The sequence below is a fragment of the Polaribacter filamentus genome (assembly GCF_002943715.1).
Lineage (GTDB): Bacteria > Bacteroidota > Bacteroidia > Flavobacteriales > Flavobacteriaceae > Polaribacter > Polaribacter filamentus.
On record NZ_MQUA01000013.1, the window covers coordinates 2,376,958 to 2,398,884 of the forward strand.

At 31.2% G+C, this 21,927-nt stretch carries 16 protein-coding genes; 5 read left to right on the forward strand and 11 right to left on the reverse strand.

Features of this window, described 5'->3' with window-relative positions:
* The first annotated feature begins 259 nt into the window (after positions 1-259).
* Positions 260-2,371, forward strand: a complete 2,112-nt coding sequence (gene recQ, locus BST83_RS12820) for a DNA helicase RecQ (protein WP_104810125.1) — start codon at positions 260-262, stop codon at positions 2,369-2,371.
* Between the two features lie 105 nt (positions 2,372-2,476).
* Here the strand turns inward: recQ and BST83_RS12825 are convergent, their stop codons facing one another.
* Positions 2,477-4,153 carry a formate--tetrahydrofolate ligase gene (locus BST83_RS12825; protein WP_104810126.1) on the reverse strand — a complete coding sequence of 559 codons (1,677 nt, stop codon included), beginning with the start codon at positions 4,151-4,153 and terminating at the stop codon, positions 2,477-2,479.
* A 203-nt stretch (positions 4,154-4,356) separates the two neighbouring features.
* Between BST83_RS12825 and secDF the strand changes: the two genes are divergently transcribed.
* From secDF to obgE, 3 genes are all read left to right on the forward strand, one after another.
* Complete coding sequence (secDF, locus tag BST83_RS12830) at positions 4,357-7,326, forward strand: protein translocase subunit SecDF (protein WP_104810127.1); 2,970 nt, start codon at positions 4,357-4,359, stop codon at positions 7,324-7,326.
* Positions 7,327-7,434: 108 nt separating this feature from the next.
* Positions 7,435-8,553 carry an adenylate kinase gene (locus BST83_RS12835; protein WP_104810128.1) on the forward strand — a complete coding sequence of 373 codons (1,119 nt, stop codon included), beginning with the start codon at positions 7,435-7,437 and terminating at the stop codon, positions 8,551-8,553.
* Positions 8,554-8,709: 156 nt separating this feature from the next.
* Positions 8,710-9,699 (forward strand): GTPase ObgE, encoded by a 990-nt coding sequence (obgE, locus tag BST83_RS12840; protein ID WP_104810129.1) that lies wholly within the window; start codon positions 8,710-8,712, stop codon positions 9,697-9,699.
* On the opposite strand, the gene BST83_RS12845 is transcribed toward obgE, so the two are convergent.
* From BST83_RS12845 to ade, 10 genes are all read right to left on the reverse strand, one after another.
* The gene (locus tag BST83_RS12845) at positions 9,696-10,388 is read right to left on the reverse strand and encodes a sensor histidine kinase (RefSeq protein WP_302849488.1); all 693 of its coding nucleotides are present in this window, start codon (positions 10,386-10,388) and stop codon (positions 9,696-9,698) included. The two genes, obgE and BST83_RS12845, sit on opposite strands and share 4 nt — an antisense overlap.
* A gap of 43 nt (positions 10,389-10,431) precedes the next feature.
* Positions 10,432-10,974, reverse strand: a complete 543-nt coding sequence (locus BST83_RS12850) for a hypothetical protein (RefSeq protein WP_104810131.1) — start codon at positions 10,972-10,974, stop codon at positions 10,432-10,434.
* Between the two features lie 92 nt (positions 10,975-11,066).
* Positions 11,067-11,543: a hypothetical protein gene (locus BST83_RS12855; RefSeq protein WP_104810132.1), complete on the reverse strand. Its 477-nt coding sequence runs from the start codon at positions 11,541-11,543 to the stop codon at positions 11,067-11,069.
* Positions 11,544-11,583: 40 nt separating this feature from the next.
* The gene (locus tag BST83_RS12860) at positions 11,584-12,333 is read right to left on the reverse strand and encodes a tetratricopeptide repeat protein (protein ID WP_104810133.1); all 750 of its coding nucleotides are present in this window, start codon (positions 12,331-12,333) and stop codon (positions 11,584-11,586) included.
* A 139-nt stretch (positions 12,334-12,472) separates the two neighbouring features.
* Positions 12,473-13,516 carry an IS5 family transposase gene (locus BST83_RS12865; protein WP_104809728.1) on the reverse strand — a complete coding sequence of 348 codons (1,044 nt, stop codon included), beginning with the start codon at positions 13,514-13,516 and terminating at the stop codon, positions 12,473-12,475.
* Between the two features lie 135 nt (positions 13,517-13,651).
* The gene (locus tag BST83_RS12870) at positions 13,652-14,011 is read right to left on the reverse strand and encodes a tetratricopeptide repeat protein (RefSeq protein ID WP_240614752.1); all 360 of its coding nucleotides are present in this window, start codon (positions 14,009-14,011) and stop codon (positions 13,652-13,654) included.
* 118 nt (positions 14,012-14,129) lie between these two features.
* Positions 14,130-15,611 carry a M56 family metallopeptidase gene (locus BST83_RS12875; protein WP_104810134.1) on the reverse strand — a complete coding sequence of 494 codons (1,482 nt, stop codon included), beginning with the start codon at positions 15,609-15,611 and terminating at the stop codon, positions 14,130-14,132.
* 168 nt (positions 15,612-15,779) lie between these two features.
* Positions 15,780-16,139 (reverse strand): BlaI/MecI/CopY family transcriptional regulator, encoded by a 360-nt coding sequence (locus BST83_RS12880; RefSeq protein ID WP_104810135.1) that lies wholly within the window; start codon positions 16,137-16,139, stop codon positions 15,780-15,782.
* 172 nt (positions 16,140-16,311) lie between these two features.
* The gene (locus tag BST83_RS12885) at positions 16,312-16,908 is read right to left on the reverse strand and encodes a PhnA domain-containing protein (protein ID WP_104810136.1); all 597 of its coding nucleotides are present in this window, start codon (positions 16,906-16,908) and stop codon (positions 16,312-16,314) included.
* 154 nt (positions 16,909-17,062) lie between these two features.
* Positions 17,063-18,685 (reverse strand): adenine deaminase, encoded by a 1,623-nt coding sequence (gene ade / locus BST83_RS12890; protein WP_104810866.1) that lies wholly within the window; start codon positions 18,683-18,685, stop codon positions 17,063-17,065.
* Positions 18,686-18,814: 129 nt separating this feature from the next.
* On the opposite strand from ade, the gene BST83_RS12895 reads away from it, so the two are divergent.
* The gene (locus tag BST83_RS12895) at positions 18,815-21,823 is read left to right on the forward strand and encodes an aminotransferase class III-fold pyridoxal phosphate-dependent enzyme (RefSeq protein ID WP_240614753.1); all 3,009 of its coding nucleotides are present in this window, start codon (positions 18,815-18,817) and stop codon (positions 21,821-21,823) included.
* Positions 21,824-21,927: the final 104 nt, after the last annotated feature.

Here is a 21,927-nt window from a genome sequence, read left to right on the forward strand (position 1 = left end):
TTTATTTAAACAAACTTATTAATATATTGAATTGTTGTAGTGTAACTATTTTTAACAATATTATAGTTTTAAATTCCTCAAAAGACTTTGAATAATTGCTTCTAATATGTTTTCATAATTTTACCCTTAACCTTCTCATTGGTAATTATTTAAGACTAAATCAATTTACTAATTTTTAGCAAGATGAGTAACTTTTTTCTTGTAAATCATAATGCCAAGCAGGTAAAGTACGTATGTTTGTAAATTAATTGCTAACCAAATGAAAAAACAAATACATACCCTTTTAAAAAACGTGTACGGTTATGATAACTTTCGTCCGTTACAAGAGGAAATTATCAATAGAGCAATAGACGGAAAAGACAGTTTTGTATTAATGCCTACTGGCGGAGGGAAATCGATGTGTTTCCAAATTCCTGCACTGGTTTATGATGGAATTACCATTGTAGTTTCTCCACTTATTTCATTAATGAAAGACCAAGTACAAGCGCTAAAATCAAACGGAATAAAAGCAGACTTTTTTAACAGTTCTATATCTCCACAAGAAGAAAACGAAGTAATTAACAGCGCTATTAATGGGGAATTACGATTACTATATTTATCCCCAGAAAAATTAATATCCGTTAGCAACACTTGGTTAAAAGAACTAAATATAAAATTAGTCGCAATTGATGAAGCACATTGCGTAAGTATGTGGGGCCATGATTTTAGACCTGAATATACACAATTAAAAGTATTTAGAAATTCGATACCAAATGTGCCTTTTATGGCATTAACCGCAACCGCAGACAAATCTGCCCGTAAAGATATTGAGGAACAATTAGGCTTAAAAAACTCTAAATTATTTATTTCTTCTTTTGACCGAAAAAACTTAAGTATAGAAGTACGAGGACAGGTTCAAAAAAAGAAAAAGTTAGAAGAAATTGTCAATTTTATAGCAAGAAGAAAAAATGAAAGCGGTATTATTTATTGTTTAAGTAGAAAAAACACAGAAGAAGTAGCGAATTATTTGAAGCAAGAAGGGCATTCGGTAGCATTTTATCATGCAGGAATGAATCATGAGGAAAGAGAAAATACACAAACAGATTTCATAAATGATGACACCAAAATAATTGTTGCTACGATTGCTTTTGGAATGGGGATAGATAAATCGAATGTTCGTTTTGTAATTCATTATAATTTACCCAAAAACTTAGAAGGCTATTACCAAGAAATAGGAAGAGCAGGAAGAGATGGATTGCCTTCAGAAACTATTTTATACTATAACATGAGAGATTTCGTGTTGTATAGTCAATTTGCAGACAGTGGCGCAAATAGCCTTATGCAAAAGGAAAAATTAAACAGAATGCTTCAATTTACAGAGGCCAAATCGTGTAGAAGAAAAATATTATTGTCTTATTTTGGAGAGCATCTTACTGAAAACTGTGGCAATTGTGACGTTTGCGAAAATCCTCCTAAAGATTTTGAAGGCACTATTTTAACACAAAAAGCACTTTCTGGAATTGTAAGAATGGGTGAAAAAGATGGAATTACCATGTTAATTAATGTTTTAAGAGGAAGCAATAATGCAGACATTCATTCAAAACAATATTTTAATCTAAAAACATACGGAATAGGAAAGGATGTTTCTTTTTTTGATTGGCGAGATTACGTGATTCAAATGGCAAACCAAGGATTCATAGAAATAATGTATAGCGAAAATTCCGCCTTAAAAATATCCCCTATTGGTTGGGAAGTTTTAAAAGGTGAAAAAACAGTTAGATTGACAACTCCTTTAAGTTCTGACGAAAGGAAGAAAACTCAAAAAGTAGCAAAAACAACCACAGAAGGCGAACCAAATAAAGACCTATTTACAGCACTCAAAAAAATAAGATACCGCATTTCAAAAGAAGAAAAAATGCCAGCATATATCATTTTTAATGACAAAACATTAAAATTAATGGCAAGTGAACTTCCTACAACTGAAAACGAATTTTTAGCTATTTCAGGAGTTGGAATGAACAAAATGGAAAAGTATGGTGCAGAATTTATGAGTGTAATTCGAGAATTCAAAAGTGTAGCGAAACCCAGAAAAACACCTACAACACAAAAAACTTTTGATTTTTATAAAGACGGATTAAATCCTACAGAAATTGCCGAAAAAAGAAGCTTGTCAATTACCACGATTTTCTCTCATTTATCTCAATTATGCATGGAAGGAAAAGAAGTTGAACTGGAAAAATATATAACCAAAGAAACAGTCGAAAAAGTTCGGGTTGCTTTTAATACATTAAATCAAAAAATGGAATTGAAACCAATTTATGACAAACTAAACGAAGAAGTTTCCTACTGGGAAATAAGATTGAGTGTTACTTTAATTTTGAAAAATGGATAAAAAAGTTTCGTAAATGACTTCTTTTAGATTTTATTTAAAACGTTAAACATCCTAAAAAATTTATAAACCTCAAAGATTTTAAAAACTTTTGAGGTTTTATTTTTATTAAGACAATCCAGAAATTACACCATTATTATCAATCGTCATGTTTTCTGATGCCGGATGTTCTGGCAACCCGGGCATTCGCATCATTTTCCCTAAAATAGGAATGATAAATTGCGCGCCTGCAGCTATTTCAATTTCTCGAACCGTTACGGTAAAACCCTCTGGTCTTCCAATTAACGTTTCATCATCTGAGAAAGATTTTTGAGTTTTAGCCATACAAATTGCAAAATCATTGAAGCCTAGTCTATTAATTCTTCTTAAATTCAATTGGGCTAATTTGCTATATTCTACAATTTTTGCACCGTACATTTCTTTAGCTATTATTTCTATTTTATCCGTTACAGGAGATTTCCAGTTATACAAAGGTTTGTATTGCGTCGCTTTATTTTCAACCACATGCACAACCGCTTTAGCTAAAGCTCTTGTTCCTTCGCCCCCTTTTGCCCAACCTTCAGATAAAACTGCTTCAACTCCTAAACTGGCGCATTTTTCAATCACAAAAGCAACTTCTTCATCAGAATCAGAAACAAAAGAATTGATAGCAACTACGGGTTCAATATTAAATTTTCTGATATTCTCTATATGTTTTTCAAGATTCTTAAATCCGTCAGTAACTTTTACTAAATCGGGCGTATTATATGCTTCACTTTTTGCTCCTCCATGGTGACGTAAAGCTCTTATCGTTGCAACTAGAACTACACATTTAGGATTTAACTTCGCAAACTGAGATTTGATATTCAAGAATTTTTCCGCGCCTAAATCGGCTCCAAAACCAGCTTCGGTAACCACATAATTAGACAACGATAATCCCATTTTAGTAGCAATAATGGTGTTGGTTCCTTGGGCAATATTTGCAAATGGACCGCCATGAATAATTGCAGGGTTTTCTTCTAAAGTTTGCACCAAATTAGGTTTTATAGCATCTTTTAACAAAATAGCCATCGCATTTTCTGCTTTTAAATCACGTGCAAAAACAGGTTTATTATCAAAAGTAAAACCGATAAAAATATTTCCTAAGCGTTCTTTTAAATTATCCAAATTAGAAGCCATGCATAAAATAGCCATCACTTCAGAAGCTGCCGTAATATTAAATCCGTCTTGTCTTGGCACTCCATTTGATGTTCCGCCAAGACCAATAGTAATATCTCGTAAAGACCTATCATTCATGTCAATCACACGCTTCCAAAGAATCGTTCTTGGATCAATATGTAAGTGATTGGCTTTACTTTGGATGTTATTATCGATTAAAGCAGCTAAAAAATTATTCGCTTTTTCAACAGCATTAAAATCACCCGTAAAATGCAAATTGATATCTTCCATTGGCACCACTTGCGAATATCCACCCCCTGCTGCCCCACCTTTTATTCCAAAAACAGGTCCTAAAGAAGGCTCTCTCAAAACTACGGTAGCCTGTTTTCCAATTTTATTTAATCCTTCTGTTAAACCTATGGAAACTGTAGTTTTCCCCTCTCCTGCGGGAGTTGGCGTTAAAGCAGTTACTAATACCAAATTATTGTTTTTAACTTTTTCATCATCAATCAAAGACAAAGGCAGCTTTGCTTTAAACTTTCCAAACATTTCTAAATCTTCTTCATCAACATTTAATTTTTTAGCTATGTTTTTTATGTGCTGAAGTTTTTTGGCTTGTGCAATTGCAATATCAGATAAGTGCATCATATGTATAAGTTAGTGATAATTATTGTATCAGTTTAAAGAATAAATATAGTCAATTTTAGGACTTCTCAAAATCACCAAAATGAGTACGTAGAAAATCATCCGAAAAAACAACAATATAAATGTGCCAAAAAATTGCTTGGGGTACTTTGAAATACTATATTTGCACGTTTTAAAAAAAATAAAGTCGACATAAACCAAATAACATGCAAAACAAAGGACTTATTAAATTATTCGCAATCCTTTTTGGATTAGTGAGTTTATATCAATTATCATTTACATTTTTAGCTACTAAAGTTGAAGATGAGTCAGTGGTATATGCTGCTCGTAAAGTAACGGGTAATGACGCAAGACAAAAGGCTGCTTTCGAAAGAAAATATCTAGATAGTGTTGCAAATGACAATATTTTAGATTTAGGCTTTGCTAAATACAGCTACAATGATGTGAAAGACAAAGAAATGAATCTTGGTCTTGATTTAAAAGGTGGTGTGAACGCTATTTTACAGGTTTCTGTAAAGGAAGTTTTAAAAAGCTTAGCGAACGATTCTAAAAATGTTGTTTTCAACAATGCTTTAAATGCTGCTGATGAAAGACAAAAGAGTAGTAATGCTACTTATTTAGACTTGTTTTTTGAAGAATTTGAAAAAACTGCAGGAGCTACGAAACTAAGTGATCCTTCTATTTTTGGGACAAAGGCGTTAAGCGAAAAGATTTCTTTTGATGAAGCAAATGCTACCGTAAAAGAAACTTTACAACAAGAAATTAATAGCTCAATTGGTACTGCTTTTGAAGTACTAAGAAGTAGAATTGATAAGTTTGGAGTTACGCAACCAAATATTCAAAGGATTGGAAATTCTGGAAGAATACAAATTGAATTACCAGGAGCTAAAGATATTGAGCGTGTTACAAAACTAATTACAAGCAAAGCTGAATTACAGTTTTGGGAAGTTCATACCAATGCAGAAGTACAAAACTTTTTCTTTGCTGCGAATGCTAAAGTTGCTGATTTATTAAAAGATGATTCTGTTTTAGCAATAGAAAAAGATTCTGTTAAAAAAGATAATATTGACGATTTATTAGGGGAAACTGCAGATTCTACGAAAGTTCAAAAAAACCTATTTACATACTTATTTCCTAATGTTGCACAATCTCAACAACAGTTAAGCTCTTTAGTAGCGCAGGCTAGAGTTTTAGACACAGCATTTGTAAACGACTTATTAAAGAAAAAGGAAATAATAGCTTTATTACCAACCGAATTAAGATACACTAAATTTTTATGGGACTACAAATCTATAAAAGGTGATGACGGTACAGAATTAATTGGCTTGTATGCAATTAAAGGGAATAGAAATGACAAACCAACTATTGAAGGCGATGTTATTTTAGATGCTTCTCAAATGTTTGACCAATTAAACAAACCAGAAGTTAGTATGACCATGAATAGTTCAGGAACTAAGCAATGGGCTAAAATGACTGGTGATAATATTGGTAACTTTGTAGCTGTTGTTTTAGATGATTATGTGTACACTGCACCTTCTGTAAACCAAGCTATTACTGGTGGAAGAACTTCTATTTCTGGCGGAAGCATGACTATTGAAGAAGCAGAAGATATTGCAACTGTTTTAAAAGCGGGTAAATTACCTGCTGCTGCAAGAATTATTCAAATTGAAGTTGTTGGGCCATCTTTAGGTCAAGAAGCAATCGACGCAAGTTTCATATCTTTTGGTATTGCTATTTTCTTAGTATTACTTTGGATGATTCTATATTACGGAAAAGCAGGTATTTATGCCGATGTAGCTTTATCTGTAAACATCTTATTTATATTCGGAATTCTAGCATCGTTTAATGCGGTGTTGACATTACCCGGAATTGCAGGTATCATTTTAACAATTGGTATGTGTGTGGATGCCAACGTAATTATTTTTGAAAGAATTAAAGAAGCTTTATCTTCTAAAAAAGGATTAAAACAATCTGTAGAAGAAGGTTTCTCTATTAAAGGAGCATTATCTGCAATTATTGATGCAAATATTACAACCTTATTAACAGGTATTATTTTATATATTTTTGGGACAGGACCAATAAAAGGATTTGCTTTAACCTTAATGATTGGTATCGCTACTTCTTTATTTACTGCTGTATTTATTACACGTATTTTAATAGACAGAGCAGTTGCTAAATCAAATAATCTAACATTTAATACCTCTATTTCTAAAGGTTGGTTCGAAAATATAGACATCCAGTACATCAAGAAACGTAAAGTTGCTTACGTGATTTCTGGAACACTTATCATTATAAGTCTAATTTCTATTTTTTCTATCGGATTAAAACAAGGTGTAGATTTTAAAGGTGGTCGTTCTTACGTAGTTCGTTTTGATCAACCAATGAGTGCTACAGAAGTTGCTTCAACTTTAAAAGGGGCTTTTGGTACAGCTCCAGAAGTAAAAACATATGGTAATGACAATCAACTAAAAATAACAACGGTTTATAAAATTGAAGAAGAAGGTCAAGAAGTTGATGAACAAGTTCAAAATGCATTATTTACAGGCTTAAAATCATATTTAGGAACAACTACTTATGAAAACTTTAAACCTGGTTTTGAAAAAGCTGGAAGCGGCATAATGAGCTACATAAAAGTAGAACCAACAATTGCAGATGATATTAAAAAATCTGCTTTATATGCAGTTTTAGGTTCATTACTAGTAGTTTTCTTGTACATCTTGCTAAGATTTAGAAAAATATCCTTTAGTGTGGGTGCTGTTGCAGCTGTATTTCATGATGTACTAATTGTATTAGGTGTATTTTCAATTGCATATAACATTATGCCTTTTGATATGGAAATAGATCAATCTTTTATTGCAGCAATACTTACGGTCGTCGGGTACTCCTTAAATGACACCGTTATTATTTTTGACAGGATTAGAGAGTTCACAAACGAACGTCGTGGAAAACATAATGTATTAATTAATGACGCCATAAATCGTACTTTAGGAAGAACTATAAATACTTCTTTAACAACATTATTAGTAATGTTAGCAATCTTCTTATTTGGAGGAGACTCTATTAAAGGATTTATGTTTGCATTAATTGTTGGTATTGTAGTAGGAACGTATTCTTCTATATTTGTTGCAACGCCAATTATGTATGATATGACAAAGAAAGAAGATAAAGACAACTAATTTAATTTTAACATAAATTAAAACCGTTTTCTTTTCTGACACAGAGATATGTTCAGCAAAAGAAAGCGGTTTTTTCATTACAAATAGAGCCACGATATTTACACTGCTATGAAAATTATAAAACTTCACGATTTATACTTTAAACCTTTTATCAATAAGGAAGAAATTTCTGCGATTATAAAAGAACTAGCACTGGAAGTAAAAGCAGATCTACCAAAAGATGAAGTGCCCATTTTTGTGGGTATTTTAAACGGATGTTTCCTTTTTGCCGCAGACTTTATTAGAGAATTTAAAGGAAATTGCGAAGTTTCATTTGTAAAACTAGCTTCTTATGAAGGAACATCAACTACAGAAAATATAAAACACTTAGTAGGTATTAATGAAGATTTAACAGGCAGAACTGTTATTATTTTAGAAGACATTATAGACACTGGTGCAACGTTGCAAGAAATATATAATATCTTTAGAAACAAAAATGTAAAGCAACTAAAAGTTGCTACCCTTTTCTTTAAACCAGATGTTTTTAAAAAAGAACTACCAATAAATTATATCGGCAAAAGTATAGAGGATAAATTTATTGTTGGTTATGGCTTAGATTATAATAATTTAGGCAGAAACTACCCGGCAATATACCAACTAACAACACAACCTAAAATGAAAAATATTGTATTATTTGGTCCTCCAGGAGCAGGAAAAGGAACGCAAGCAACTTTACTAAAAGAGAAATATAATTTAGTACATATTTCTACTGGAGACGTTTTTAGATTCAATATTAAAAATCAAACGGAATTAGGTCAGTTAGCAAAGAGTTTTATGGATAAAGGGGATTTAGTGCCTGATGAAGTTACCATAAACATGTTAAAAGCAGAAGTAGAAAAAAATGTAGATGCCAATGGTTTTATTTTTGATGGTTTTCCAAGAACCGAATCTCAAGCAATAGCTTTGGATGAATTCTTAGCTGAAAAAGGCGAACAAATAAATGGAATGGTCGCATTAGAGGTTCCTGAAGATTTATTAGTTGCGCGTTTGTTAGAAAGAGGTAAAACTAGTGGAAGAACAGATGATACTGATGAAAGCAAAATTAGAAATCGTTTTAACGAATACAATACAAAAACCGCTGTTTTAAAAGACTTTTATCAGGCACAAGGAAATTATTACGGAATAAATGGTGTTGGTAATATTAATGAAATTACAACGCGTTTGTCTGAAGTTTTCAATACATTGTAAAACTGTATAATTGTTTACCTGTGCAAACATTTAAATAGTTACTACTTAAAACACAATTAAAAAATTACAGAAATAATGACAGACGATTTGAAATTAAAAGGAAAACAGCACGTGTTTGTTAGAAATCTTAAATCTGACGTTTAAAATTAAGAAATAATGACAGAAGGAAATTTTGTTGATTACATAAAAATATACGCATCTTCTGGAAAAGGTGGACAAGGTTCTGTGCATCTTCACAGAGAAAAATTTATTACTAAAGGTGGCCCAGATGGTGGCGATGGTGGTCGTGGTGGTCATATTATTTTACGTGGAGACAAGAATATGTGGACACTTTTTCACCTAAAATTTAAACGTCACTTTAGAGCTGAAGGGGGTGGAGCAGGAAGTAAAAGTAGAAGTAGTGGTCATGACGCAGAAGATATTTTTGTTGATGTACCATTAGGAACTATTATTAAAGATGCAGATACAAATGAAGTTATCTTAGAAATTACTGAAGATAAAAAAGAAGTTGTTTTATTAGAAGGTGGGAAAGGCGGACTTGGAAACTGGAATTTTAGAACATCAACAAATCAAACGCCAAGATATGCGCAACCAGGTATAGATGGTTTAGATGGTTGGTTTAGAATTGAATTAAAATTATTAGCGGATGTTGGCTTAGTTGGTTTCCCAAACGCAGGTAAATCTACCTTATTATCTGTTTTAACCTCTGCAAAACCTAAAATTGCAGATTATGCTTTTACAACTTTAAAACCCAATTTAGGAATCGTTGAACACAGAAATCATCAAACATTTGTAATTGCTGATATTCCAGGAATTATAGAAGGTGCTGCTGATGGAAAAGGTTTAGGACATCGTTTTTTAAGACATATTGAACGTAATTCTGCGCTGTTATTCTTAATTCCTGCAGATAGCGATGACATCAACAAAGAGTATGATGTTTTGTTAAATGAACTAAAAAAATACAATCCCGAATTATTGGATAAAGAACGTTTATTGGCAATTTCTAAAACGGATATGCTAGATGATGAGCTAAAGGAAGAAATAAAACTAGATTTACCTAAAGGAGTTGAAACACTATTTATATCGTCAGTTGCAGAAACTGGATTGCAAGAGTTGAAAGATAAACTTTGGAAAATATTAAATTAAGCTGGTAAAGTAAAATAAAAAGTGCTGCCAACATTTACTTCACTTTCTAAATAAATTTCACCATTATTTCGACTAATTATTTTCTTTACCAAAGACAATCCAATACCAGCATTTTCCATTCCATTTACGTCTAATCTTTGAAATAATTCAAAGATTTTCTTATGATATTTTTTCTCAATTCCAATGCCATTATCTTTTACAGAAAAGGTATGTAAATTTTGTTCTAACTTATAATCAATTTCAATTTCGAAAAGCTCTTTATTGTTATATTTAATTCCATTTTGAATTAAATTTTGAAAAACTTGAAGTATTTTCGTTTTGTTAATTTCTATAATTGGTAGTTTGCTTTTTACCGTAATTATACAGTTTTTATTTGTAAATAAAATAGCTAAATCATTCACTAGTATATCCAAATTTATTTCCTCATAATTACTGGAAACATCATTCTGTAAAGAGTAATTTAAAACACCTTGGATAATTAAATCCATTTGGGTTACTTGCTTATCTATGAGCTCTGCATTCGTTTTTATAGCATCCCCATCCTTATTTTCTACACTTTCTTTTAACCAAGAAGATAATGCCAGAATATTACTTAAAGGAGTTTTTAAATCATGAGAAACCACAAAGGCAAATTCCTCTAAGTCTAAGTTTTTTCCCTCTAAATCTTTTGCTTTCTTTGCTAAATCTATTGTTTTTCTTTTGTTTTTTCATATAAAATTCTATTAATTCGTCTTATTTTTTTCTAAATATTGTTGAGCCGATTAAACTAATAAAAGAGAACATAAATAATAAAGTAAACGAGCTCAATACGGCTTTATAGAGCAAAACGTCAATATCTGCTATCGTCAATTTTTGCAAAAGGTGAATAAATATAGTAATTAAAAAAGCGCTTATAAATGTTCTATTATTAAACAATAAAATTGATCCAAAAACAAAAACATAGAATCCTAATAAAAACTGAACGCTAAAATTATTAATCGCTAGGTTAATTATTAAATAATGAGTAAAGGACAGCATCAATAAAAAAACCATCCATCCAAAAAAAGGTTTTATTCTTTTTTTAAAAATATGTGGTAAAATACTTACGATTAGAAATAACAAAGCAAAAAATTCTCTAGCGCCCTTAATTCTTAAATTATCATCGCCAAAATTATTTATAAAGTAAGAGAAAATGAAAAGACTAGGTCCTATTAAAAAAAGTAGTAAGCTATTATTTTTGACTTCAAAATCTTCAACTTCTCCAAGCTCCTGTATTTTTTTTTGAAAATTATTCATCCGTAGTATAACAAAATTGAGTTGCTATTATTTTTATTTGAGGTTATAAAAATGACATTTGTAAATGTACTTTTTTTTATGAAGCTTGTAAGTTAATCTTTAAACAAAATTCTGATTGGTAATCTATATTTTGTAGTCACAGGAATTCCTCTTTTAATTGCTGGATGAATTTTAGGTAAATTCTTTACACTTTCTTTAAGTATACTGTCTAATTTTGGCAGCTGTTCTTTTATGTTTTCTGATGTAGAAGTTTCATCAAAAATAATTTCTCCTTTTGAGTTGATTAAGACATCCACATAAATAAGTTCATCAATAGAGTCCTTAATTGTTAAAGAATGTTGTTGCAGCTCCGCTCCAATCTTTTGATGAATTGTATTTCTAAAACAAATAGCTATTTCATCTTTATCGATTATAGCATCACAGATTTTAAACGAAGGAGAGAAATCTACCGAAGTAAAATCTACAATGGTATCTAAATCTTGTAAATCTTTATTTTTTGAAAATGAAAATTTATCGCACGAAACGCAAAAAACTACTAAAACAAAAAAAATAAAAGCACGAAAAATCATAATTCTATTAAAAATGTGAATTTACTAAATTTTATTGGGTTTAATCTTCCAAATTTTCACCTTTCATAAAATACTCATTTTTAATGTCTTTTATTCTGCGCTCCACAAAATTTGACATCTGTTCATCTTTATTATACTGATATCTCATATATTTTTTATACAATTTGTAGTCCATTTTTTTATCTTCGTAATAATCATCAGTAAGTTTCGCTAATTGAAACAACGCTTTATAATTATTAGAATTTTCGGCATATGCTTTTTCAAAATTATTCATTGCTAAAAGTGGCTCTTTTTTTTCGTAATAAACAGTTGCCAAACCATAATATTCTTCGTCTCTTTTTTCTTTTCCTATATAAGTTGCCATCATGTAATTCACCGTTGCAGCTTTATAATCTTTTTCTTTGAGCGCAACATGCCCTAGATATGTGCGTGCCTTAAAGTCTTCACGATCTACTCTAGAAACCTTTTTAAAATACTCTTTCACCTTTTCTAAACTGTCTAAATTATAATAGGTTCTGCCTAACATAGACATGCTATAGGTGTCTTTTTTATCGATTGAATCTAAATTTAATAAAAACGGAATTGCTTCTTTATATTTCTCATCTCTAAATAATTGGTTGATTTTTAACCTGTTTAAGTTGATATCATCTTTATCTATAACCAATCCTTTTTCTACAAATAATTGGGTTGAATCAATATCATTTAGCTTTTTAAAACTAGAGGCTAAATTTTCAATAGCTTTTAAATGAAGTGTATCTTTTTTATAGGTATCAATAAAACTGTTAATCATTCGATCTAAGACCGTTGCAAAAAGCGAACTTAATTAATTTTACTTTTTAGAGTTCCCTTTTTTTTTAGCTACAACATCGATTATGCTATTTTTTTTCTATTTTAAGTGAGTAAATGCCTTTTTTAGGCTTCATTTTTCCTTAATTTTTACAATTAGACGCAAATATCCCTGGACTTCGATATAAATTATAGCACATTGCCTCCATCAAATTTTGTGTATGCATTTTTTTCATCCCTCTATATCTTGCAATTCCACCTTTAAACCATAATTTTATTCCTCCAAAAGTACGTTCTACTTTAAACCTTGTTTTTCCTATTAATTTATTGAATCTAGTTTCCCATTTTGTTAACGGTTTATTTTTTACCGCCTTTTTAAGGATATGATTCTTTAAATTACGCTTCTTTAAAATCGCAACATTTTTCTTTGATTGGTACCCTTTATCTGCCTTTAGAGGGATGCCTTTTGGTAATGCTACATTTACAGTTTCTAGAACTTCCTCCAAATTTGCAATCTCATTTTTGCTGGCAGTTGTGGTTAGTACTCCTAGAACGAGTCCTTCGTTATCCGTTACATGATGCTTTTTAAACCCAAAATGGTACTTTCCTCTTTTCTTTAACCAAGTACCCTCTTTATCGACACTATCTGGATATTCTTTGTGTACTTCTACTTGGTCTGCACAGCGGTCTTCGGTTACCTTAAAATTTGTTTTTCCTTTTGGTCTAAGTGGCGTATCTATTACACTAGCGTCTATTATTAAACCTGTTTTTACAATGATATTATGTGCTTCTAGCTGTTTGTTTATGGAGGTAAATAATTTTTCGAAGGTTTGTGTTTTGGTTAATGCGGTTCTAAACCTACTTAAAGTACTATGATCTGGAGCAACCTGTTCAATGGTCATCCCACAAAAATAACTAAAGGAAAGACTGTCATTTATTCGGTCTTCAACTTCATAATCGCTTAAACCATACCAACTTTGTAAAAGACACATTTTAAAAAGTAATGTCCCATCATAAGAAGGCTTGCCAGTGGCACTTTTTCCTTTTAAATAATCATTATTTATTAGGATAGAGATCGTATCCCAATCGATAAGGGTGTTTATTTGGGTGAAAAATGTCTTTTTAATTTTTCTTGCTCGTAAATCACAAATGCTATCGGCTAAAGTTGGTTGTTTTTGTATTTTCATACACTAAATTTACAACTTAATATACTTACAATCAAATATTTAACATAAATAATTACGTGTTATTTTTGTGCTTTTTATTAGGTACTTCCTTGCAACGGTCTTGATCTCTATCATTTTTAAGAGCATAGGCCAATGCTAATTGATAGGAATAATTGCGTTTAATGCATCGTTATCAATTAAATATTTAAAAATCCTTACTGCTTTATCTGCGTCTTTGGTATTTAAATACAATTTACCCAATTGATATTTTAACACGAGATTTAAAGAATCTTTGGCTACAATTTCTTCGTAAATTTTAACAGCTTTATTGCTTATTTTTAGACGTTGATACGTTTTTGCCAACTTCAATTTTACTTTTTCATCACCTTTAAAAACAGTTGCTTTTTCTAAAAATTCAGCAGATTTTTTAAAATCATCAATAGATTCATAAATCATTGCTTTTTTATAGTTTGATAAAAATGTAGGTTTATTTTTATCTAATTCTTGTAAAGCCAATTTGTACCTGCCTTTTTCAAACAAACTGTCTGCAATAGTAAAAGTCGAAGTTTGCGCTTCGACTTTTACAATTACAAATAATAATACAATTAAAAACTCTTTTTCATAAACATTTTTTTTAGTCTATTACGAGAGTAAAAGGTATAGCATATTTTACTGCAACTGTTTTACCTTCTTGTTCTCCAGGCATCATTTTTGGTAAAGAACTCATTACTTTGATAACTTCTTCTTCTATTTTTTCATGCGGTGCTCTAGCATTGACATCTACAATATTTCCGTAAGTATCAATTTTAAAACCGATAAAAACTCTTTTCTTTCCTGCAGACAAACCTAGATTGTTAACCATTTTAGCATTAAAGCTCTCAGAAAAATGTTTCTGGACCATTTTTGAAAAACAATCTTTATCTCCAGATTCACAACCAGGGAAAGTTGGTGATTTATCTATTTTCAAGAATGAGATTTCTTCGGTGTCTGTTATTGTATTAGGATCTTTAATAACTTGTAATTCTTTGGTTTTCTTTTTGTCATCAGCATAACTAAATTCAGTAACCAGTTTCCCGTTCTCAAAGTTCAAAGCCACGACACTTTCTGGCAACAAACTCAATACATCAACTTCTTCTCCTTTGCTATTAAAACCAATAGTTTTACCAAATTCATTTTGTTTTATGAAATAAAACTCATTTTGAATTTTAATTTTACCTTGGTATTCACTAATAGTAGCTGCCGGTACATCATTTTCTGATTGTGTACATGCTACGTAAAAAAGCATACTTCCTAATACAGGAATCAACACTAAATATTTTAGTTGATTCATTTTTTTTGATTGTGTTTTTGTCATCATCATAATTCTTTTTTTAATGAAGGATTGTTTGTAAAATTGATTGATAAACGAAATGTTTTCAACCTGAAAAAAGTTGGATAGTAAATTATTTATATAAGTTTCTTTGTTTTCTGATTTAGCAACAATTGCATCAGAAATATATTCATGAACCAAGGTTATTCTCTGTTGATAGAAATAAATCATCGGATTAAACCACATTATAATTTTAAGCAATTCGAAGAATAATAAATCTAAAGAATGCTTTTGTTTACTGTGCACTAATTCATGCTGAATGATTTTACCTCTATTCGTTTCTTTAATTTCTTTTCCTAAAAATATATAGTTAAAAAATGAAAATGCTTTGGTTTGATTTGGAATTAAAATCAATGTAAATTCAGGATACGCAACAACTTCCTGTTTTCTAATTAAGTTGACAATCTTACCTAATTTTATCAGAAATAGCATTGAAAAAAGAACAACTCCCAACCAAAATAAAATAGCTACATAATTTACAGATTCGTAAAAAGCTTTATTTTCTATGACTTTCTGAATCACTTTTTCTGGAGATAAAAAGATCTCAGGTAAATACACCATAAACTCTTGCGGAACTGCTTTTTGAAAACTTGGTACTTTTATCAACGGAATTAAAAAAGACAAAATTGACGTCACTACCAAATACCACCTGTTTTTGGTGAAAAACGTTTCTTTGCTCAGAAAGAAATCATAGATAGCCAAGAATAAAACTTGGAATAAAATAACTTGAAGAATGTAATTGATCATCTCTTTTATTTTTATTATTTTAAGAATGTCTGGTTGAGCGCAGTCGAAACCTCAAAAACCTCCCGAACTGACTTGCCCTGATAACCGATAACTGTTAATTGATAATTGATAACCGATAACTGTTAATTGATAACTGTTAATTGATAACCGATAACCGATAACTGAATACTACTTCTTATTCACCTCTTTTAATATTGATTCCAATTCTGCAACATCCATATTATTTTCTTTTACGAAAAAAGACACCATACTTTTAAAAGATCCATCAAAATAACCATTCATTAATTTATGTAAACTTTGATTGCTATACGTTTCTTTGTCAATAATAGGATAATATAAATAACCTCTACCTTCTTGTTTGTGCCCCACAAATTCTTTAGTTTCTAATATTCTGATAATCGTAGAAACCGTATTATATGCCGGTTTTGGATCAGGTAATTTATCAACAACTTCCTTTACAGAGGTTTCTTGTAAATCCCACAAAACTTGCATAATTTGTTCTTCGGCTTTTGTTAACTGTTTGCTCATAATTTTCAACTACTTATTTAGTTCGACATGACAAATATAACTAAATATTTAGTTTAAACTAACTTATTAGTTAAAAAAATAACTTTATTTCCAATCATAAAAAATAAAGCGCATAAAAAAAGGCTTGTAATCCATTGAATTACAAGCCTTTTTACTTTAAAATATAGATATATTATTCTTTATCTGTCATTTTCTTTACGTAATCTGTAATAATTACAATTTGAGTTGGGCCAACTTTACCTTCAATATAATTGGCGTTTTCATGATCTAAAGAAATTCTTCTCACAGCAGTTCCTTGTTTTGCAACCATGCTAGAACCTTTTACTTTTAAATCTTTTATTAAAACTACAGAATCTCCAGCTTCTAAAATAACACCATTTACATCTCTATGAATAATTTTTTCACTTTCGGCTAAATGATCTCCCGTTTCTTTGGCAAAACGCAATTCTTCATCCTCCATATATATCATCCCTAATAAATCTACAGGCCAACCTTCTTTTTTTAAACGATGTAACATTCTCCAAGCAACTACTTTTACAGCTCTAAATTCGCTCCACATCGAATCATTTAAACAACGCCAATGATTAGCATCAACTTCCTCTGGAGTATCAATTTGAGTAACACAAGTTTCACAAGCCAAAATACTTCCATCAACTCCGCCACCACCAGTAATACTAGGTTTTACATCATAAACTGACAAATTATTGGTTGCTGTACATAACTCACATTTTGTACCACTTCTATTTTCTAAATCTTCTTGTAAAGTCATTATTTTTGTATTAATGTTGACAAATGTAACATTTTATTTGAAGCTATTTCCTGCTTTCACTACTCGCTTTTTTTGTGAAAAACAAAAAAGAGCTCAAACAAGCCGTTCAATCAGGGCTAAACATATTTATAAACGTATTGTTTTTACTAAAAAGTTATTCTACTTCTAAAGACGTAAATTTAAAAGAAGTGCCATCAAACAATCCTTTGTCCGATAACTTTAAAGCCGGAATGACCAATAACGCCATAAAAGACAAACTCATATAAGGCGCCCTTAATTTGCTACCCATTTTCTTTGCCATTACATCTAATTCAGCATAAGATTTTCCTATTTCGTGGGCAGATAAATCAGACATAATTCCTGCAACAGGTAAAGAGACTATTTTTTCTTCGGATGCGTTTACAGCACAAATTCCGCCGCTATTTTCAATAATTAAATTCACCGCTTTACAAATCATTTCATCCGAAACCCCAATTGCAATAATATTATGAGAATCGTGCCCAACAGAACTTGCAATAGCACCTTCTTTTAATCCGAAATTCTTAATAAAAGCGATGGATGGTTTTGCGTTTTTATACCGATTTACAACCGTCATTTTTAAAATATCTGTTGCTTTGTTTGAAACTAAATTCCCATCCACAATTAAAGAAGTTGCTTCCATTTTATTGGTTACTAACTCACCATCTAAGACCTCAATCACATTTATTTTTTCTGATGAAGAATCAAATCTAAAATCTTTAACGAACTTCTTATCCGTATTAAAATTGTTTAACACTTCAAAATCTACAGATTTCACAAAACTTTCTCCGTTTTTCGAAACCAATTCTCCATTTATATAGGTTTCTAAAACCTTGAACTTCTCTAAATTATCAACCACAATAAAATCTGCAAAATCATTTTTCTGCAACAAGCCAACTTCTAAATTATAATGTTTTACAGGATTTACGCATGCCATTTGCAACACCTTAAAAACATCCATTCCTTTTGCAACAGCTCTTTCACACAATTGATTGATGTGACCTAACAGCAAATCATCCGGATGTTTATCGTCTGAACAAAACATCATATTTTCATAATTATCTGGCAATAAATCAATTAAAGCATTAAAGTTTTTAGCAGCAGATCCTTCTCTAATAAGCACTTTCATTCCTTTTTCTAGTTTCTCTTTTGCTTCGTCATAAGAAAAACACTCGTGATCGGTAGAAATGCCCGCCGAAATATATTTAGTTACATCATCGCCTCTTAAACCTGGTGCATGACCATCAATGGGTTTGTTATTATTTTTTGCGTGTTTAATCTTTTTTAAAACTTCATCATCATCAAACAAAACTCCTGGATAGTTCATCATTTCTGCTAAATATAAAATATCCGGATTTTGCATCATCAATTGTATATCAGCAGCATCTATAATCGCTCCTGCACTTTCAAAAGAAGTTGCAGGCACACAACTTGGTGCTCCAAAATTGAATTTTAACGGAACTTTCTTTCCGTTTTCAATCATAAATTCCACCCCTTTTACACCTAAAACATTCGCAATTTCATGCGGATCAGAAACGGTGGCAACTGTACCATGAATTACGGCAATTTTAGCAAATTCAGACGGAACTAACATAGAGCTTTCTATATGAATGTGTGCATCTACAAAACCTGGTAAAATATAGTTTTCACAGGCATGATCTGACTCCCGAATTTCTTTAATTCTCCCGTTTTCTACTTCAACTTCTCCTTTAAAAATTCGTTTGTTATATATGTCTACAATGTTACCTTGAACTATCATTATATTTTTTTTAGATTTTACCACTAATCAAAATGACTATTTTTAACAAATCTACAAAGAATGCTAAGGATTTGATGCCATTTCTAAACTTTATCTTATTTTTAGTTCATGAATTCGCAAGTACACCAAATGACAACCAAACAAGCTGAAAAAATACTTTTTGAAACCTATACTATTGTAGGAAAAGCATCTCTTTTACCCGGTGAAATTGACACTAATTTTAAAATACAGGTTAATGATAAAAACACCTACATTTTAAAAATATCACCAGAAAATTCTGATGAGCATGAATTGGATTTTCAACAAAGTATAGTAGCTTTTTTAGCGGATAAAAACACGGCTATAATAGCACCAAAAATTGTTTTAGATGCAAACCACAAAACAATTTCAACAATTTCTTTGGATGCTAAAACCACACTAAAAGTTCGTTTATTAACTTGGATTGATGGCAGAGTTTGGGCTTCTGTAAATCCCCAATTAAATGATTTGCGTTTTAGTTTGGGAGTAAAAGCAGGAAAAATCACCAAAGCGTTACAAGGATTTCATCATCCAAAAGCAGAAAGAATTTTTGATTGGGATATTGCACAAGGTGTATGGACAAAAAAATATGTACATCTTTTTAAACCTGAAGAAAAAGAACTGGTTTCTTACTTTTTAAACACGTTTGAAAGCGTTCAAAATAAGTATTCAGAACTTAGAAAATCTGTAGTTCATAATGATGCAAACGATCATAATATTTTAGTTTCAGAAATAGGCATCAATCCAAAAGTAACCGCAATTATCGATTTTGGTGATGCTGTAAAAACACAAATTATAAATGACCTTGCCGTTGCGTGTGCCTATGCAATTATGGACAAGAATGACCCTTTAGATGCTGCCTTGCCAATTGTAAAAGGATATCATGCTTCTTTTGCTTTAGAAGAAAAAGAATTGGAGTTTTTGTATGTTTTAATTGCCATGCGTTTAGTAATTTCTGTCACAAAATCGGCTATCAATAAAATTGAAAATCCAGAAAATGAGTATTTAGTAATCAGCGAAAAACCTGCCTGGAATTTATTAAAAAAATGGCATAAAGTCTCAGCCGATTTTGCACATTTTAGTTTTAGAAATGCCTGCAGATTTAATGCACATCCAGATCAGGAAAAGTTTGAAAACTGGGCGAAACAGCATACTTTTTCTTTATCCGAATTATTTCCAACGATCCATAAAAATGAAATTCACCATTTAGACTTAAGTATTTCGAGTACCTTTGTGGGTCATCAAAACGACTTTAATAATTTAGATTTATTTCAGTTTAAAATAGAACAACTTCAAAAAGAAGTGCCTACTAAAATTTTGGCTGGCGGTTATTTAGAACCTAGAAATTTATATACCTCTACCGAATATGACACCATAGGAAATTATGGAAATCAAAGTAGAACTATTCATATAGGAGTTGATTTTTGGCTGCCACAAAATACGCCTGTTCACGCGCTTTTTGATGGCGAAGTGGTCATCTTAGAAAATGATATTGGCGATAAAGAATATGGTGGTTTAGTGGTTTTAAAACATCAACAAAAAGATTTTTGTTTTTATACTTTATACGGTCATAATACTGCGAAAAGTGTTTTAAAACATACACTTGGTGCTATTATTAAAAAAGGAGCACAAGTTGCTGCTTTGGCAAATTATCCTGAAAACGGAAATTGGGCACCACACCTACATTTTGAAATCACTTTATCGTTGTTAGATTATAAAACTGATTTTCCAGGTGTTGCGTATTTCAATCAAATTGAAGTTTGGAAAAGCCTTTGTCCGGATCCCAATTTATTGTTTAAAATGAACGGATTTAAAGAAAATTTAATTGATGTTTCTGCGGATATTCTTTTAGATAGAAAAAAGCATTTAGGTAAAAGTTTGAGTCTGCAATACAAAAACCCTTTGCATATTGTAAAAGGAGCAAATCAGTATTTGATTGATGCTTTTGGACGAAAATATTTAGATACTGTAAATAATGTTGCACACGTTGGTCATGAAAACTTTAACGTTGTAAAAGCGGGTCAACATCAAATGGCATTGCTAAATACAAATACGCGTTATTTGCACGAGAACATTACAACGCTGGCTAAAGAACTATTAGAAACGTTGCCTAAAGAATTGTCTGTTTTGCATTTTGTGAACTCAGGGAGTGAAGCGAATGAACTTGCTATTAGAATGATAAAAGCATGTACAAATTCTGATGAAATTATTGCCAGCGAACATGGCTATCATGGAAATACCAGCGGAACGATACATATTTCATCTTATAAATTTGATGGAAAAGGCGGAAAAGGGAAACCCAAAAACACCCATATTTTCCCGATTCCGGATGCTTTTAGAGGAAAGTTTAGAGGCGAAAATTCAGGAGAAAATTATGCTCAGGAAGTGCAACTATTGATTGACGAAATTCATCAGCAAAACAAAAAAGTTGGCGGATTTATCATCGAACCTATTATTTCTTGTGGCGGACAAGTAGCATTGCCTAGCGGATTTTTGCAAGAAGCCTATCAAAAAGTAAGAAAAGCAGGTGGTTTGTGTGTTTCTGATGAAGTGCAAACTGGCGTTGGTAGAATGGGGAAAACTTTTTGGGGATTTCAGTTCCACGATGTGGTTCCGGATATTGTAACTATTGGAAAACCATTAGGAAACGGACATCCTATTGCAGCGGTTGCTTGTACAAAAGAAGTAGCCCAAAAATTTGCAAACGGAATGGAATTCTTTAACACGTTTGGCGGAAACCCTGTTTCTTGTGCCATTGCCACCGAAGTTTTACGTGAAGTAAAAAGAGAAAAATTGCAAGAAAACGCGTTAAAAGTAGGTGATTATTTAAAGTCAGAATTACAAAAATTATCAGAAGAATTCCCGATAATTGGTGATGTTAGAGGTCAAGGTTTATTTCTAGGAATTGAATTGGTTGACAAACAGTTACATCCGCTTGCAGAAAAAACAGATTATGTGATTAACAGAATGAAATACTTTGGCATTTTAATGAGTTCAGATGGTCCAGATCATAATGCAATCAAAATAAAACCACCGCTTACGTTTACCATTAAAAACGCAAAAGAAGTAATTTTCTACTTGCATAAAATCTTTAGTGAAAATTTTATGCAAATAATTTGAGATCCTAAGAAAACGCAACTTTTGCTCTTTAAAAACAAATGCTTTTCTGCTTTGTTAGGCTTTTTATTAGTTTCTATTCGTTTATTTTGTTTTGTATGGCTTCA

Excerpts from the sequence above, each read along its gene's own strand:
- recQ (WP_104810125.1), top strand. The coding sequence starts at position 260 with ATGAAAAAACAAATACATACCCTTTTAAAAAACGTGTACGGTTATGAT.
- BST83_RS12825 (WP_104810126.1), bottom strand. The coding sequence starts at position 4,153 with ATGATGCACTTATCTGATATTGCAATTGCACAAGCCAAAAAACTTCAG.
- secDF (WP_104810127.1), top strand. The coding sequence starts at position 4,357 with ATGCAAAACAAAGGACTTATTAAATTATTCGCAATCCTTTTTGGATTA.
- BST83_RS12835 (WP_104810128.1), top strand. The coding sequence starts at position 7,435 with ATGAAAATTATAAAACTTCACGATTTATACTTTAAACCTTTTATCAAT.
- obgE (WP_104810129.1), top strand. The coding sequence starts at position 8,710 with ATGACAGAAGGAAATTTTGTTGATTACATAAAAATATACGCATCTTCT.
- BST83_RS12850 (WP_104810131.1), bottom strand. The coding sequence starts at position 10,974 with ATGAATAATTTTCAAAAAAAAATACAGGAGCTTGGAGAAGTTGAAGAT.
- BST83_RS12855 (WP_104810132.1), bottom strand. The coding sequence starts at position 11,543 with ATGATTTTTCGTGCTTTTATTTTTTTTGTTTTAGTAGTTTTTTGCGTT.
- BST83_RS12860 (WP_104810133.1), bottom strand. The coding sequence starts at position 12,333 with ATGATTAACAGTTTTATTGATACCTATAAAAAAGATACACTTCATTTA.
- BST83_RS12865 (WP_104809728.1), bottom strand. The coding sequence starts at position 13,516 with ATGAAAATACAAAAACAACCAACTTTAGCCGATAGCATTTGTGATTTA.
- BST83_RS12875 (WP_104810134.1), bottom strand. The coding sequence starts at position 15,611 with ATGATCAATTACATTCTTCAAGTTATTTTATTCCAAGTTTTATTCTTG.
- BST83_RS12880 (WP_104810135.1), bottom strand. The coding sequence starts at position 16,139 with ATGAGCAAACAGTTAACAAAAGCCGAAGAACAAATTATGCAAGTTTTG.
- BST83_RS12885 (WP_104810136.1), bottom strand. The coding sequence starts at position 16,908 with ATGACTTTACAAGAAGATTTAGAAAATAGAAGTGGTACAAAATGTGAG.
- ade (WP_104810866.1), bottom strand. The coding sequence starts at position 18,685 with ATGATAGTTCAAGGTAACATTGTAGACATATATAACAAACGAATTTTT.
- BST83_RS12895 (WP_240614753.1), top strand. The coding sequence starts at position 18,815 with ATGACAACCAAACAAGCTGAAAAAATACTTTTTGAAACCTATACTATT.